Consider the following 15,887-nt stretch of genomic DNA (forward strand, 5'->3'; position numbering starts at 1 on the left):
GATTATGGATTCAAAACCATACATTCAGGTCGGCGTAGCTCCCAAGCGTCCCCCAATCAGTCCCCTCTCCCTCTGGGAGAGGGTTAGGGTGAGGGGCTCTTGATCTTCAGGCATAAAAAAGCCCCGACTCTCACGAGCCGGGGCTTTTGTTTGACACGCTACAACGACTTAGCCGTTGAACACGTCATCCACGCTTTTCAGCGGGTAGTTCTTCGGATACGGCAGGGTGGCCACGCCGGTCTCGATCGCAGCCTTGGCCACGGCGTCGGAGATCAGGGTGATCAGGCGCTTGTCCATTGGTTTCGGAATGATGTACTCACGGCCGAATTCCAGCGGAGCACCGCCGTAGGCATCGCACACGTCCTGTGGAACAGGCAGTTTGGCCAGTTCGCGCAGGGCGTTGGCGGCGGCGACTTTCATTTCTTCGTTGATGCGCTTGGCGCGAACGTCCAGGGCACCACGGAAGATGAACGGGAAGCCCAGTACGTTGTTGACCTGATTCGGGTAGTCCGAACGGCCGGTTGCCATGATCACATCGCTACGGGTGGCGTGCGCCAGTTCCGGGGAGATTTCCGGATCCGGGTTGGAGCAGGCGAACACGATCGGGTTGGCCGCCATCGACAGCAGGCCTTCGGCGCTCAGCAGGTTCGGACCGGACAGACCGACGAATACGTCAGCGCCTGCCAGTGCGTCTGCCAGGGTGCGCTTCTCGGTAGCGTGGGCGAACACGGCTTTGTACTGATTCAGGTCGTCACGGCCGGAGTGGATCACGCCGGTACGGTCAACCATGAAGATGTTTTCGATGCGAGCACCCATGCTCACCAGCAGTTTCATGCAGGAGATGGCGGCAGCGCCCGCGCCGAGGCAGACGATTTTTGCTTCCGGCAGGGTTTTGCCAGCGATTTCCAGGGCGTTGATCATGCCCGCAGCGGTCACGATCGCGGTGCCGTGCTGGTCATCGTGGAACACCGGAATGTCGCACTGCTCGATCAGAGCGCGTTCGATCTCAAAGCACTCTGGCGCCTTGATGTCTTCCAGGTTGATGCCACCGAAGGTGATGGAGATGCGCTTGACGGTGTCGATGAAGGCTTGCGGGCTTTCCGAGTCGACTTCGATGTCGAATACGTCGATGCCGGCGAAACGCTTGAACAGTACGCCCTTGCCTTCCATTACAGGCTTGGAAGCCAGTGGGCCGAGGTTGCCCAGACCCAGGATCGCGGTGCCGTCGGAAATGACTGCCACCAGGTTGCCCTTGCCGGTGTATTTGTAGGCCAGTTCAGGATCGCGAGCAATCTCGCGCACTGGTTCAGCTACGCCGGGGCTGTAGGCCAGCGACAGGTCGCGGGCGGTAGCAGTGGCCTTGGTGAGCTCGACACTCAGCTTCCCCGGACGAGGATTGGCGTGGTATTCGAGAGCGGCAGTTTTCAGATCAGACATTTTGGCATTCCGCTTTTTTACTGTTGGACAGACTGGTCAGCGAGGATACGCGCCTCGCAAAGTCCCCACAAGACTGGGCAGTCACCGCTGTCAAGCGCCCTGCCCTACGACTTTGGGCCAAGAGCCACGGCGCACAAGGGCTGGACTGTTCACAATCAGCCGTAAAAATGTCTACAATTTTTCTTCAGCGCGGTACGTGCAGCATTGAAGGATCGGTCAATGGCAGCAACCAGCGCGCCTGACCTTTTGGCAGACCACCGCGCCGGGATCGGTCAACCACCCAGCCACGCGCCTCGATCTGCCTGCCTTTCAATGCTTGCAAATCAGCACTGTCAAATTGTCCGAGCAGATTGGGTGCAACCCGCAATACAAGCGTGTCCTGCAACTCGATCCAGATTCCGCCGCGATTGCGCTGCACCTTGCTCACCCTACCGCTGACTACGGCAAAGCCCGAACGCTGGATCTGCTGCGCTTTCTGGACCGGCGATTGCCGCCAGAGACCAAGCCCGGACTGTCGCGCGCTGCGTTCGGCGGCCTGCTGGCAGGCGACCAGATCGATGTTCGGCGCCACCGCGACCTGAAAACCCAGGCCAGCGGCAAGCATCTGCGCTTCGAGATTGGCACCGCTGACACTGTAAACATGCGCCAGCGTACGCCCGTAATGGTCTTTCGCCTGCTTGCCGGGCCGCAGACCGACCCGGCCGCCGCTGTCATCGACGAGCGCTTGCAGGCGTTTGCGCGCTGCCACGGCGAACGGTTCGTCGCTGCGGCCCTGCTTGCCCAGCTCCGGCGTATTGAGTCCGATCATGCGCACATTGCGCCCGTCGCTCAGGCGCAGGGTGTCGCCATCGACCACCCGCTGCACGCTGACGCTGGTCAGCCCTGCGGGTACCGGACAAAAGGCCTGGGCGGCGGACAGCCAAATCGCAGACACAAAAAAGGCGCCCGCAAGGGACGCCTTTTTCATCAGTCTGGAGAAGTCGAAACGACCTTCCAAAATGATCAGCCTCAGGCTTTTTTGCCGACGCCGAAAGTAGCGAAACGGTCTGCGAACTTTTGCACACGGCCGCCGGTGTCCAGAGTCTTCTGCTTACCGGTGTAGAACGGGTGGCATTCGTTGCAAACGTCGATCGCCAGGGCTTTGCCGTAGGTCGAACGAGTTTCGAACTTGTTACCGCAGCTGCAGGTAACAGCGATTTCCGGGTAGTTCGGATGGATTTCGGCTTTCATGGTGTCTTCCTCAGGCTAGCGTGCCGCCACCCAACACTATTGTTGAATACCGCACGTAATTAGGCCGCGGATTCTACCAGACCTTTTCAATCGCGCAAGCTGTCACCGAGACCGACCGTCTGCTAGGCTCCCGACCTTGAACGCGTTCCCCTGTGGGAGCGAGCTTGCTCGCGAATGCGTTGTGTCAGTCAATGTCCAAGCGTCTGATACACCGCCTTCGCGAGCAAGCTCGCTCCCACAATTGATCTGCGTTCAACCCTTCTTTTGCGTTTATAGAGATCCCCCCGCGTGCCCGACGCCATTCTGCGCCTTGCCCTGCCTTCGCCTTTGCGCCGCCTGTTCGATTACCGGGCGCCGGCTGGGGTGCGGCGCGAGCAATTGCAGCCGGGCATGCGCCTGCGGGTGCCGTTCGGCCGGCGCGAGATGATCGGCATTCTGGTCGAGATCACCGACACCAGCGAAGTGCCGGCAGAAAAACTCAAGCCGGCGCTGGCCCTGCTCGACACGACTTCGCCACTGCCGCCAGCGCTGTTCAAGCTGTGCCTGTGGACCGCGCAGTATTATCAACACAGCCTCGGCGACACCTTGAACTGGGCCTTGCCAGTATTGCTGCGTCAGGGCGAGTTGGCCGAAGCCCGGCAGGAACGCTTCTGGTCGGTGGCGACCGGCGCCAGCGTCGATGACCCGCGAGTCGCCCGCGCGCCACGCCAGCGCGAGGCGCTGACCACGCTGGCCCAGCATCCTCACGGCGTTGCCCATCAGTTGTTGAGCAAATTGATGCTGAGCAAGGACAGCCTCGATCTGCTGCTGGCCAAGGGGCTGGTGCAGGTCGAAATCCGCCGCCACGCTCCCGGCGTTCGCCATGAACATTGGCTTGCGCAACCGGAGCTGCCGCTCAACAGCGAACAGCGCGCGGCGTATGAAGCGATTCGCGCCGGCTTCGACAGTTACCACGCTTTTCTCCTGGCCGGCGTCACCGGCAGCGGCAAGACCGAAGTCTATCTGCAGCTGATACGCGAGACCCTCGAAGCCGGCAAACAGGCACTGGTGCTGATCCCGGAAATCAACCTCGGCCCGCAGACCCTGGCGCGTTTCGAACAGCGCTTCAATGCGCGCATCGCCCTGCTGCACTCGGCGGTAAATGATCGCGAACGCCTGGAAGCCTGGCTCGCCGCCCGTGATGGCGAGGCCGACATTATTATCGGCACCCGTTCGGCGCTGTTCACGCCAATGAAAAATCCCGGGCTGATCATCATCGATGAAGAGCACGACGGTTCCTATAAACAGCAGGAAGGTCTGCGCTACCACGCTCGCGATCTGGCGCTGGTACGCGCACGGCAGGAAAACATCCCGATCGTGCTCGGCTCCGCCACGCCGTCGCTGGAAAGTCTGCACAACGCTTACACCGGCCGCTACGGCCTGCTGCGCCTGAACGAGCGCGCCGGCGGCGCCAAGCAACCGCGCTTTCTGCGTCTGGACGTCAAAAGCCGTCCGCTCGACAGCGGTATTTCCGGACCGATGCAGCAAGCCATCGGCCAGACCCTCGCCAACGGCCAGCAGGTGCTGGTGTTCCTCAACCGGCGCGGCTTTGCCCCGACCCTGCTCTGCCACGATTGCGGCTGGATGTCCGAGTGCTCGCGCTGCGATGCGCGCATGACCGTACACCAGCGTTACGGCGAGTTGCGCTGTCACCACTGCGGCAACGTTGAGCGCACACCGCGCCAATGCCCGAAATGCAGCAAGGTCGATCTGCGCCCGGTCGGTGCCGGCACCGAACGCGCCGAAGAGCGTCTGGCGATTCTGTTCCCGGATTACCCGGTACTGCGCGTCGATCGCGACAGTACATCGCGCAAGGACGCGATGAATCAGCTGTTTGCGACGATTCAAAAGGGTCAGCCGTGCATTCTGGTCGGCACGCAGATGTTGGCCAAAGGGCACCATTTCCCAAGGGTGACGCTGGTGTCGATTCTGGATGCCGACGGCGGCCTGTTCTCCGGCGACTTCCGCGCCAGCGAGCGCATGGCGCAGTTGATCGTCCAGGTCGCCGGGCGCGCCGGCCGGGCTGAGGAGCCGGGCCGGGTGATCATACAAACGCATTTGGCCGACCACCCTTTATTGGTGCAACTGACCGAGCAGGGTTATTTCGCCTTCGCCGAACAAGCCTTGAGCGAGCGCCGCGCGGCCGGGTTGCCGCCGTTTGCCCATCTGGCACTGTTGCGTGCCGAAGCGCACAAGCCGGGGCAGGCGGAAGGTTTTCTCGATGAAGCGTGCAGCGCGGCCGAACGCCTGCTGGCCGAATTGAATCTGAGCGGCATCGAGCTGCTCGGGCCGGTGCCGGCACCGATGGAGCGCCGCGCCGGGCGTTATCGCGCCCAGCTGTTGTTGCAGGCGACTGCGCGGGCACCGCTGCACCGGTTGCTGGCCAGCTGGATGCTGGTGCTGGAGCAGATGCCGAGCGGGCGGGCGGTGCGCTGGTCGCTGGATGTTGATCCCGTCGATTTGTATTGAAGATCAAAAGATCGCAGCCTTCGGCAGCTCCTACAGATAAATGCCCATTCCTGTGTGGGAGCCGCCGAAGGCTGCGATCTTTTGACTTTGATGTCACCACATATCCACATCCTGCCTGCTAAGGTTGGCAAGCCCGTCTTCGCAACGGATAATGCCCAGTTTTTCCACCCGCGCATCGATGCGCCCGCCGCGCTTGCGGTCGAAAGAGAAGACCATGAAAGACACCATTCGCCAGCTGATCCAGCAAGCCCTCACCCAACTCGTCAACGAAGGTGTGTTGCCTGAAGGCCTGACGCCGGCGATCCAGGTGGAGAACGCCCGCGACAAGACCCACGGCGACTTCGCCAGCAACATCGCCATGATGCTGGCCAAGCCGGCCGGCATGAAGCCGCGCGATCTGGCGGAGAAAATCATCGCCGCCCTGCCCGCTGACGAGAACGTCACCAAGGCCGAAATCGCCGGCCCGGGCTTCATCAATTTCTTCCAGAACACCCAGGCACTGGCCTCGCGCCTCGACGCCGCACTGGCCGACGCCCGTGTCGGCGTGCGCAAGGCCGGCCCGGCGCAGCGCACCGTAGTCGATCTGTCGGCGCCGAACCTGGCCAAAGAGATGCACGTCGGCCACTTGCGCTCGACCATCATCGGCGACGGCGTGGCCCGCGTGCTTGAGTTCCTCGGCGACGAAGTGATCCGCCAGAATCACGTCGGCGACTGGGGCACTCAGTTCGGCATGCTGATGGCTTATCTGCAGGAAAACCCGATCACCAGCGACGAATTGTCCGATCTGGAAAACTTCTACCGTGCGGCCAAGCAGCGTTTCGACGAGTCCGAAGAATTCGCCGACCGCGCCCGTGGCCTGGTGGTCAAGTTGCAGGCTGGCGATGCCGAATGCCTGGCACTGTGGACCAAGTTCAAGGACATCTCGCTGTCGCACTGCCAGAAGATCTACGAACTGCTCAACGTCAAACTGACTATGGCCGACGTAATGGGCGAAAGCGCCTATAACGACGACCTGATCAATGTGGTCAACGACCTCAAAGCTGCCGGCATGCTGGTCGAGAGCAACGGCGCCCAGTGCGTGTTCCTCGACGAGTTCAAGAACGCCGATGGCGACCCGCTGCCGGTGATCATCGTCAAGGCCGATGGCGGTTACCTGTACGCCACCACTGACCTCGCCGCCGTGCGCTACCGCAGCGGCAAGCTCAAGGCTGATCGCGCGCTGTATTTCGTCGACCAGCGTCAGGCCCTGCACTTCCAGCAGGTCTTCGCGGTGGCGCGCAAGGCCGGTTTCGTCACCCATCCGATGGAAATGGAGCACATGGGGTTCGGCACCATGAACGGCGCCGATGGCCGTCCGTTCAAGACCCGTGATGGCGGCACCGTGAAGCTGATCGATCTGCTCACCGAAGCCCAGGAACGTGCCTACAATCTGGTGAAAGAGAAGAACCCGACCCTGGCCGAAGACGAGTTGCGCAACATCGCCAAGGTCGTCGGCATCGGCGCGGTGAAATACGCCGACCTGTCCAAGCATCGCACCAGCGACTACAGCTTCAACTTCGACCTGATGCTCAATTTCGAAGGCAACACCGCGCCGTATCTGCTGTACGCCTACACCCGCGTGGCCGGTGTGTTCCGTAAACTGGGCAAGGACTTCAGCGAAGTCGACGGCCAGATCGTCCTCGAAGCGGCGCACGAGCAAGAGCTGGCGGCGAAGCTGGCGCAGTTCGGCGAAGTGTTGAACAACGTCGCTGAAAAAGGCACCCCGCACATTCTCTGCACCTACCTGTACGACGTCGCCGGCCTGTTCTCCAGCTTCTACGAGAACTGCCCGATCCTCGCCGCCGACACCCCGGCGCAGATGCAGAGCCGTCTGCGTCTGGCCGCACTGACCGGTCGCACCCTCAAGCAAGGCCTGGAGCTGTTGGGTCTGGAAACTCTGGAGCGTATGTAAGTTGGCTGCCAAGAAAAAACCTGCACCCAAACGCGGCGCCAGTCGCTATCAGGCCCCGGCGAAACAACCGATTCCGGGCTGGCTGTGGATGGCCATCGGCCTGACCGTCGGCGCGTTCATCGTGTTTCTGATGAAACTGGAACCGGGCAAGGGCAGCGACACGGTCAAGCGCGAGAAAGTCGAACAGCAGCAGAAAGCGTCGAAGATCGCCGAGGCCAACAAGACCCCGCCGAGCCCGACGCAACCGGTGAAGCCGAAGTACGACTTCTACACCTTGCTGCCGGAATCGGAAGTGATCGTGCCGCCGGACGCGGTACCGGAGAAGACCCTGCCGACGCCGCAAGTGCCGGCCATCCCAACCACGCCGGTAACCCCGGCCGAAGCGGCGAAGATCGACACCGCACGGGCTCAAGCGGCTCTGGCCGGGATCACGCCGCCGCCAGCGCCACCGGTGAGCAAGGCCGCGCCAGTGACCAAGTTCTTCCTCCAGGCCGGTTCGTTCCGCAAGGAAACCGATGCTGACAAGGTGCGTGCGCAGATCATTCTGCTCGGCCAAGCCGTCGCGGTGGAGTCCGGCACGGTCAAGGATGAAACCTGGTACCGCGTCTTGGTCGGCCCGTTCAGCAACCGTGAACAACTGACCACGGCGCAGAAACAACTGGCTGGTGCGGGCTTCAGCAACCTGTTGTTACAACAACGTCAGAGCCGCTAAGGCTCTCAGAGGTCAGCTGCAACTTGCAGGTGACCTTCAAACTTTGTGGTGAGGGGATTTACCCCCGTTTGGCTGCGAAGCAGCCCTGAAACCAGCCATTGCGGTGCAGCAGGCATACCGCAAATGATGGTTTCGCGACTGCTCCGCAGCCGAACGGGGATAAATCCCCTCGCCACAGTCATCACACACACCATTCGTCTCCCATCGTCCCTGCCGGTTGAAATCCCCTCCAGCACCCCCATATGAATGGGCATAAGGCATTTTCGCCCCGCTGCGTGGAGACTCTTCCCTTGACCACCATCGTTTCAGTCCGCCGCCACGGCAAAGTCGTCATGGGCGGCGACGGCCAGGTTTCTCTCGGCAACACCGTGATGAAAGGCAACGCCAAAAAGGTCCGTCGCCTGTACCACGGCCAGGTCATCGCCGGTTTCGCCGGTGCCACCGCCGACGCCTTCACCCTGTTCGAACGTTTCGAAGGCCAGCTCGAAAAACATCAGGGTCACCTGATCCGCGCCGCCGTCGAACTCGCCAAAGAATGGCGCACCGACCGCTCCCTGAGCCGCCTCGAAGCGATGCTCGCGGTTGCCAACAAGGATGCCTCGCTGATCATCACCGGCAACGGTGACGTGGTCGAACCCGAAGATGGCCTGATCGCCATGGGTTCCGGCGGCGCCTACGCGCAAGCCGCCGCCAGCGCCCTGCTGAAAAAGACCGACTTGTCAGCGCGCGAGATCGTCGAAACCGCTCTCGGCATCGCTGGCGACATCTGCGTATTCACCAACCACACCCAGACCATTGAGGAGCAGGATCTCGCTGAATAAGCCTGTTGCGGCCCATGTGCCACGGCTTGTTTCTGCTTGAGGACCGTCAATTACTATGTCCATGACTCCCCGCGAAATCGTCCACGAACTCAACCGCCATATCATCGGCCAGGACGATGCCAAGCGCGCCGTCGCGATTGCCCTGCGCAACCGCTGGCGCCGCATGCAGCTGCCTGAAGAGCTGCGCGTTGAGGTGACCCCGAAGAACATCCTGATGATCGGCCCGACCGGTGTCGGTAAAACCGAGATCGCCCGTCGCCTGGCGAAACTGGCCAATGCGCCGTTCATCAAGGTCGAAGCGACCAAATTCACCGAAGTCGGTTATGTCGGCCGTGACGTCGAGTCGATCATCCGTGATCTGGCCGATGCCGCGATCAAGATGCTCCGCGAACAGGAAATGACCCGCGTACGCCACCGCGCCGAAGACGCCGCCGAGGACCGCATCCTCGACGCGCTGCTGCCGCCGGCACGCATGGGCTTCAGCAACGAAGAAGCGCCGAGCTCCGATTCCAACACCCGTCAGCTGTTCCGCAAGCGCCTGCGCGAAGGCCAGTTGGACGACAAGGAAATCGAGATCGAAGTCGCCGAAGTCTCCGGCATCGAAATCGCCACGCCGCCAGGCATGGAAGAGATGACCAACCAGCTGCAATCGCTGTTTGCCAACATGGGCAAGGGCAAGAAGAAGTCGCGCAAGCTCAAGGTCAAGGAAGCGCTGAAACTGGTGCGCGATGAAGAAGCCGGGCGTCTGGTCAACGAAGAAGAACTGAAGGCCAAGGCGCTGGAAGCGGTCGAGCAGCACGGTATCGTCTTCATCGACGAGATCGACAAGGTCGCCAAGCGCGGCAATGTCGGCGGCGCCGATGTCTCCCGCGAAGGCGTACAGCGCGACCTGCTGCCGCTGATCGAGGGCTGCACCGTCAACACCAAGCTGGGCATGGTCAAGACTGACCACATCCTGTTCATCGCCTCCGGTGCGTTCCACCTGAGCAAGCCAAGCGATCTGGTGCCGGAGCTGCAAGGCCGTCTGCCGATCCGCGTCGAGCTCAAGGCGCTGAGCCCGGAAGACTTCGAACGCATCCTCAGCGAACCGCACGCCTCGCTCACCGAGCAATACTGCGCACTGCTGAAAACCGAAGGCCTGAACATCCAGTTCCAGCCCGAGGGCATCAAGCGTCTGGCGGAGATCGCTTGGCAGGTCAACGAGAAGACCGAGAACATCGGTGCCCGTCGCCTGCACACCCTGCTCGAGCGTCTGCTCGAAGAGGTGTCGTTCAGCGCCGGCGACCTCGCCAGCGCCCATGATGACAAGGCGATTCTGATCGACGCCGACTACGTCAACAGCCACCTCGGCGAATTGGCGCAGAACGAAGATCTGTCCCGCTACATTCTGTAGAGCGGCAAGCTACAAGCTACAAGCGGCAAGCTGAGTTAAGCTTGCAACTTGTAGCTTGCAGCTAAAGGCTGTTTTTCATGATTCCCACCGACATCAAACTGCACAAAGCCTCGAAAACCCTGACGCTCACTTACGCGTCCGGCGAGGAATACACTCTGCCCGCCGAGTTTCTGCGTGTGCACTCTCCCTCCGCCGAGGTCCAGGGCCACGGCAAACCGATCCTGCAATTCGGCAAGCTCAACGTGGGTCTGAGCAAGCTGGAACCGGCTGGCAACTATGCACTGAAACTGACCTTCGACGACGGTCACGACAGCGGCCTGTTCACTTGGGAATACCTCTACGAACTCGGCAAGCGCCAGAACGAACTCTGGGACGATTATCTTGCCGAGCTGCGCGCTGCCGGAAAATCCCGCGATCCGAACGAGTCGTTCGTCAAGCTGATGCTCTAGGCCGTGGCTCTTGCTCTTTAGAGGGCATTTTCTAACTTCATCTGTTTGAATGCTCCGCGCATACGGCCCCGGATCGGCCGCTTGCGAAAAAAATTAAACTCGGGTAACCAATGGAGCTGGCAAGTTCCCTGCAGTGCTCTACGACTGTAAAGCAGCTGTGCAGAATCAACGGTCACCCGAGCAGTAGTACCCGGCATTGGCTGTGGAAGCGACAGCGTGAAACCGGGTACTCGTCTCAGGACAATGGAGCGTCGTAGATGAGTGACAAGAATAACGATGACCTGAAGTACCAAGCCTCGGAAAACACTCTGGGGCTTAACCCCGTCGTCGGGCTGCGCGGAAAGGATCTGCTGGCCTCTGCTCGAATGGTGCTGAAACAGGCCATCAGACAACCGATTCACAGCGTCAGGCACGTGACCCATTTCGGGCTCGAACTGAAAAACGTGCTGCTGGGTAAATCCGCGCTGCAACCGGCCGGTGATGACCGCCGCTTTGCCGACCCGGCGTGGAGCCAGAACCCGCTATACAAACGTTATCTGCAAACCTACCTGGCCTGGCGCAAGGAACTGCATGCCTGGATTGATGACAGCAGCCTGTCCCCCAAAGACATCGCTCGCGGCCATTTCGTCATCAACCTGATGACCGAAGCCATGGCGCCGACCAACACGGCGGCCAACCCGGCGGCGGTCAAACGCTTTTTCGAAACCGGCGGCAAGAGCCTGCTCGATGGCCTCTCGCATCTGGCTAAGGATCTGGTGCACAACGGCGGCATGCCAAGCCAGGTCAACATGGGCGCGTTCGAAGTCGGCAAGAGCCTCGGCGTCACCGAAGGTGCTGTGGTGTTCCGCAATGATGTGCTGGAGCTGATTCAATACCGGCCGATCACCGAGCAGGTCCACGAGCGCCCGCTGCTGGTAGTGCCGCCGCAGATCAACAAGTTCTACGTTTTCGACTTGAGCCCGGACAAGAGCCTGGCGCGCTTCTGCCTGCGCAACAACGTGCCGACCTTCATCATCAGCTGGCGCAACCCGACCAAGGCCCAGCGCGAGTGGGGCCTGTCGACCTACATCGAAGCGCTGAAAGAAGCCGTCGACGTAGTCACGGCGATCACCGGCAGCAAAGACGTCAACATGCTCGGCGCCTGCTCCGGCGGCATCACCTGCACCGCCCTGCTCGGCCACTACGCCGCGCTCGGCGAGAACAAGGTCAACGCCCTCACCCTGCTGGTCAGCGTGCTCGACACCACCCTGGACAGCGACGTCGCCCTGTTCGTCGACGAGCAGACCCTGGAGACCGCCAAGCGCCACTCCTACCAGGCCGGCGTGCTCGAAGGCAAAGACATGGCCAAGGTCTTCGCCTGGATGCGCCCCAACGATCTGATCTGGAACTACTGGGTCAACAACTACCTGCTCGGCAACGAGCCGCCGGTGTTCGACATCCTGTTCTGGAACAACGACACCACCCGCCTGCCCGCTGCGTTCCACGGCGACCTGATCGAGATGTTCAAAAACAATCCACTGATCCGCCCCAATGCACTGGAAGTGTGCGGCACGCCGATCGACCTCAAGCAGGTCACCGCCGACATCTTCTCGCTGGCCGGCACCAACGATCACATCACGCCATGGAAGTCCTGCTACAAGTCGGCGCAGCTGTTCGGCGGCAAAGTCGAATTCGTGCTGTCGAGCAGCGGCCATATCCAGAGCATCCTCAACCCGCCGGGCAATCCGAAGTCGCGCTACATGACCAGCGAAGAGATGGCGCCGACCGCCGATGACTGGCAGGAAAACTCGACCAAGCACACCGATTCCTGGTGGCTGTACTGGCAGGCATGGCTGGCCGAGCGCTCGGGCAACCTGAAAAAGGCCCCGACGAAACTGGGCAACAAAGCGTACCCGGCAGGCGAGGCTTCGCCGGGCACTTATGTACATGAAAGATAGCGGCAAGCTTCAAGCTGCGAGCGACAAGCTGAGCGGGTTCTGCTTGAAGCTTGAAGCTTGCGGCTTGCAGCTGCTCCCAACTGACCCGAAGGGTTTGACCCATGCCGCAACCGTTCATATTCCGCACCGTCGATCTGGATGGCCAGACCCTCCGCACGGCGGTGCGTCCCGGCAAGCCTCATTTGACGCCTCTGCTGATTTTCAACGGCATCGGCGCCAACCTGGAGCTGGTGTTTCCGTTTGTCGCAGCGCTCGACCCGGATCTGGAAGTGATCGCCTTCGACGTGCCCGGGGTCGGCGGTTCGTCGACGCCGAACCGGCCGTATCGCTTCCCCGGCCTGGCCAAACTGACGGCGCGGATGCTCGACTATCTCGACTACGGCAAGGTCAATGTGATCGGCGTGTCGTGGGGCGGAGCTCTGGCGCAGCAGTTTGCCTACGACTATCCCGAGCGCTGCAAGAAACTGGTACTGGCGGCCACTGCGGCCGGTGCGGTGATGGTCCCCGGCAAACCGAAAGTGCTGTGGATGATGGCCAGTCCGCGCCGCTACATTCAGCCATCCCATGTGATCCGCATCGCGCCGATGATCTACGGCGGCTCGTTCCGCCGCGACCCGACGCTGGCTGCCAGCCATGCGGCGAAAGTGCGCTCGGCGGGCAAGCTCGGTTACTACTGGCAACTGTTCGCCGGCCTCGGCTGGACCAGCATCCACTGGCTGCACAAGATCCATCAGCCGACGCTGGTGCTGGCCGGCGATGACGATCCGCTGATTCCGCTGATCAACATGCGCATGCTCGCCTGGCGCATTCCCAATGCGCAGTTGCACATCATCGATGACGGCCATCTGTTCCTGATTACCCGCGCCGAAGCGGTGGCGCCGATCATCATGAAGTTTCTCGAAGAGGAGCGTCTGCGCGCAGTCATGCACCCGCATCCGACGCCGCTCGGCGGCTGATCGCGGCGGCCTGCTTTATGCAGCACTTTTCAAATCAAGCGCGCGGCAGGACGCCGCGCAGGCAGCAACCGGTAACAGCGTCTATGGTGTTCTGGTTCGGTGAGTGTGTTTTTGCCCTGAAGACGAAGGAGTGTTGAGTCATGCGCGAAAAACCAGCGACGGGCGTGGTGCCCAGCCCCGCCGTGTTTATCAACGCCCAAAGTGCGATCGCCGGTCTGCGTGGCAGGGATCTGCTGTCGACCCTGCGCAGCGTCGCCGCCCACGGCTTGCGCAATCCGTTGCACAGCGCAAAGCATGCGCTGAAGCTTGGCGGACAGTTGGGCCGCGTGCTGCTCGGCGAAACCCTGCACCCGACCAATCCGCAAGACAGCCGCTTCGCCGATCCGGCGTGGAGCCTAAACCCGTTCTACCGGCGCAGCCTGCAGGCGTATCTGGCCTGGCAGAAACAGGTCAAGAGCTGGATCGATGAAGGCGACATGAGCCCTGAAGATCGTGCCCGTGCGCACTTCGCTTTCACCCTGCTCAATGACGCCGTAGCGCCGTCCAACACTCTGCTCAACCCGCTGGCGGTCAAGGAGTTGTTCAATTCCGGCGGGCAGAGTCTGGTGCGTGGCCTGAGCCATCTGTTCGATGATCTGTTGCACAACGACGGCCTGCCACGGCAAGTGACCAAGCAGGCGTTCGAGGTCGGCAAAACCGTAGCGACCACCACTGGGGCTGTGGTGTTTCGCAATGAAATGTTCGAGTTGATCCAGTACAAATCGATGAGCGAAAAGCAGTACGCCAAGCCGCTGCTGGTGGTGCCGCCGCAAATCAACAAGTACTACATCTTCGATCTGAGCCCGCAGAACAGCTTCGTCCAGTACGCCCTGAAAAACAGCCTGCAGACCTTCATGATCAGTTGGCGCAATCCTGATGTGCGCCATCGCGAATGGGGCCTGTCGAGTTACGTCGAAGCGGTCGAGGAAGCGATGAACATTTGCCGGGCGATTACCGGCGCGCGTGAAGTGAACCTGATGGGCGCCTGCGCCGGCGGCCTGACCATCGCCGCCCTGCAAGGGCATTTGCAGGCCAAACGGCAACTGCGCCGGGTCGCCAGCGCGACGTATCTGGTCAGTCTGCTCGACAGCCAGATCGAAACCCCGGCCACGCTGTTCGCCGATGAGCAAACACTGGAAGCGGCCAAGCGTCGCTCGTACCAGCGAGGCGTGCTCGACGGTCGCGACATGGCCAAGGTCTTCGCCTGGATGCGCCCCAACGATTTGATCTGGAGCTACTTCGTCAACAACTACCTGCTGGGCAAGGAGCCGCCAGCCTTCGACATCCTCTACTGGAACAATGACAACACCCGCCTGCCGGCGGCGCTGCACGGCGATCTGCTGGACTTCTTCAAGCACAACCCGCTGATACACGCGGGCGGTCTCGAGGTGTGCGGTACGCCGATCGATCTGCAGAAGGTCAATGTCGACAGCTTCAGCGTCGCCGGCATGAACGACCACATCACGCCATGGGACGCGGTGTATCGCTCGACCCTGCTGCTCGGTGGCGAGCGACGTTTCGTGCTGTCCAACAGCGGCCACGTGCAGAGCATCCTCAACCCGCCGAGCAACCCGAAAGCTGCCTACGTCGAAAACGCCAAACTGAGCAGCGATCCGCGTGCCTGGTACTACGATGCCAAACACGTCGACGGCAGCTGGTGGCCGCAGTGGCTGGAGTGGGTCGCGCAGCGCTCCGGCGCCCTTAACGAGACTCGCACAACACTGGGTAACCCGAACTATCCACCGATGGAAGCGGCACCCGGCACCTATGTGCATGTGCGCTGACGCTCAACCGAAATTTTCTAAGAAGACTGGATGAAAACCCGCGACCGGATTCTCGAATGTGCGCTGCAACTGTTCAACGAAAAGGGTGAGCCGAACGTTTCCACCATGGAGGTGGCCAACGAAATGGGGATCAGCCCGGGCAATCTCTACTACCACTTCCACGGTAAGGAACCGCTGATTCTCGGCCTGTTCGAACGCTTCCAGCACGAGCTCGCGCCCCTGCTCGACCCGCCGCCGGACGTGGAGCTGGCGCCGGAGGATTACTGGTTGTTCTTGCATTTGATCGTCGAGCGCCTGGCGCAATACCGGTTCCTGTTCCAGGACCTGTCGAACCTCGCCGGGCGCTTGCCGAAGCTGGCCAAGGGGATTCGCAATCTGCTCAATGCGCTGAAGCGCACGCTGGCGTCGTTGCTGGCGCGTTTGAAGGCTTCGGGGCAACTGGTCAGCGATACCCAGGCGCTGGGGCAATTGGTCGAGCAGGTGACCATGACGCTGCTGTTCTCGCTGGATTACCAGCGGATTCTTGATCGTGAGGGCGAAGTTCGGTTGGTGGTCTATCAGATCATGATGCTGGTGGCGCCGCATTTGCTGCCGCCAGTGAAGGTGGCGACAGAGCGGATGGCGCTGCAATACCTTGAGGATCACGACTGACCCGAAAAGCCCCTCACCC

At 61.3% G+C, this 15,887-nt stretch carries 14 protein-coding genes; 10 read left to right on the plus strand and 4 right to left on the minus strand.

The genetic code is table 11. The features are described 5' to 3' along the window. Positions 1 to 168: 168 nt before the first annotated feature. From F8N49_RS16415 to rpmE, 3 genes are all read right to left on the minus strand, one after another. Positions 169 to 1,437 carry a malic enzyme-like NAD(P)-binding protein gene (locus tag F8N49_RS16415; protein WP_016772053.1) on the minus strand — a complete coding sequence of 423 codons (1,269 nt, stop codon included), beginning with the start codon at positions 1,435 to 1,437 and terminating at the stop codon, positions 169 to 171. 184 nt (positions 1,438 to 1,621) lie between these two features. Continuing rightward, a complete protein-coding gene (locus tag F8N49_RS16420) occupies positions 1,622 to 2,404 on the minus strand; it encodes a thermonuclease family protein (RefSeq protein WP_071174189.1) in 783 nt (260 codons plus the stop codon). Positions 2,405 to 2,445: 41 nt separating this feature from the next. After that, positions 2,446 to 2,667, minus strand: a complete 222-nt coding sequence (gene rpmE / locus F8N49_RS16425) for a 50S ribosomal protein L31 (protein ID WP_016772055.1) — start codon at positions 2,665 to 2,667, stop codon at positions 2,446 to 2,448. A 288-nt stretch (positions 2,668 to 2,955) separates the two neighbouring features. Here rpmE and F8N49_RS16430 point away from each other — a divergent pair, with 288 nt between their 5' ends. Next, on the plus strand, positions 2,956 to 5,175 hold the full coding sequence (locus F8N49_RS16430) for a primosomal protein N' (protein ID WP_151551917.1): 2,220 nt from the start codon (positions 2,956 to 2,958) through the stop codon (positions 5,173 to 5,175). Between the two features lie 93 nt (positions 5,176 to 5,268). Here the strand turns inward: F8N49_RS16430 and F8N49_RS28330 are convergent, their stop codons facing one another. Continuing rightward, positions 5,269 to 5,391: a hypothetical protein gene (locus F8N49_RS28330; protein ID WP_016772057.1), complete on the minus strand. Its 123-nt coding sequence runs from the start codon at positions 5,389 to 5,391 to the stop codon at positions 5,269 to 5,271. Between F8N49_RS28330 and argS the strand changes: the two genes are divergently transcribed. The 9 genes from argS (at position 5,390) to F8N49_RS16475 (ending at position 15,868) form a co-directional block, all read left to right on the plus strand. Beyond that, the gene (argS, locus tag F8N49_RS16435) at positions 5,390 to 7,126 is read left to right on the plus strand and encodes an arginine--tRNA ligase (protein ID WP_024011262.1); all 1,737 of its coding nucleotides are present in this window, start codon (positions 5,390 to 5,392) and stop codon (positions 7,124 to 7,126) included. The two genes, F8N49_RS28330 and argS, sit on opposite strands and share 2 nt — an antisense overlap. 1 nt (position 7,127) lies before the next feature. Beyond that, positions 7,128 to 7,838, plus strand: a complete 711-nt coding sequence (locus F8N49_RS16440; RefSeq protein WP_016772059.1) for an SPOR domain-containing protein — start codon at positions 7,128 to 7,130, stop codon at positions 7,836 to 7,838. Positions 7,839 to 8,128: 290 nt separating this feature from the next. Beyond that, positions 8,129 to 8,659: an ATP-dependent protease subunit HslV gene (gene hslV, locus F8N49_RS16445; protein WP_007968352.1), complete on the plus strand. Its 531-nt coding sequence runs from the start codon at positions 8,129 to 8,131 to the stop codon at positions 8,657 to 8,659. A 55-nt stretch (positions 8,660 to 8,714) separates the two neighbouring features. Then, a complete protein-coding gene (hslU, locus tag F8N49_RS16450) occupies positions 8,715 to 10,052 on the plus strand; it encodes an ATP-dependent protease ATPase subunit HslU (protein ID WP_016772060.1) in 1,338 nt (445 codons plus the stop codon). A 77-nt stretch (positions 10,053 to 10,129) separates the two neighbouring features. Then, a complete protein-coding gene (locus F8N49_RS16455) occupies positions 10,130 to 10,501 on the plus strand; it encodes a gamma-butyrobetaine hydroxylase-like domain-containing protein (RefSeq protein ID WP_016772061.1) in 372 nt (123 codons plus the stop codon). A gap of 257 nt (positions 10,502 to 10,758) precedes the next feature. Next, a complete protein-coding gene (gene phaC / locus F8N49_RS16460) occupies positions 10,759 to 12,438 on the plus strand; it encodes a class II poly(R)-hydroxyalkanoic acid synthase (RefSeq protein ID WP_122699855.1) in 1,680 nt (559 codons plus the stop codon). Between the two features lie 101 nt (positions 12,439 to 12,539). Further along, positions 12,540 to 13,394: a poly(3-hydroxyalkanoate) depolymerase gene (gene phaZ, locus F8N49_RS16465; RefSeq protein WP_076565220.1), complete on the plus strand. Its 855-nt coding sequence runs from the start codon at positions 12,540 to 12,542 to the stop codon at positions 13,392 to 13,394. A gap of 140 nt (positions 13,395 to 13,534) precedes the next feature. After that, positions 13,535 to 15,217: a class II poly(R)-hydroxyalkanoic acid synthase gene (gene phaC, locus F8N49_RS16470; RefSeq protein WP_056787316.1), complete on the plus strand. Its 1,683-nt coding sequence runs from the start codon at positions 13,535 to 13,537 to the stop codon at positions 15,215 to 15,217. A 30-nt stretch (positions 15,218 to 15,247) separates the two neighbouring features. Then, positions 15,248 to 15,868, plus strand: a complete 621-nt coding sequence (locus F8N49_RS16475; RefSeq protein ID WP_024011259.1) for a TetR/AcrR family transcriptional regulator — start codon at positions 15,248 to 15,250, stop codon at positions 15,866 to 15,868. Positions 15,869 to 15,887 lie beyond the last annotated feature (19 nt).

This window comes from Pseudomonas sp. GXM4, assembly GCF_008923895.1.
GTDB lineage: Bacteria > Pseudomonadota > Gammaproteobacteria > Pseudomonadales > Pseudomonadaceae > Aquipseudomonas > Aquipseudomonas atacamensis.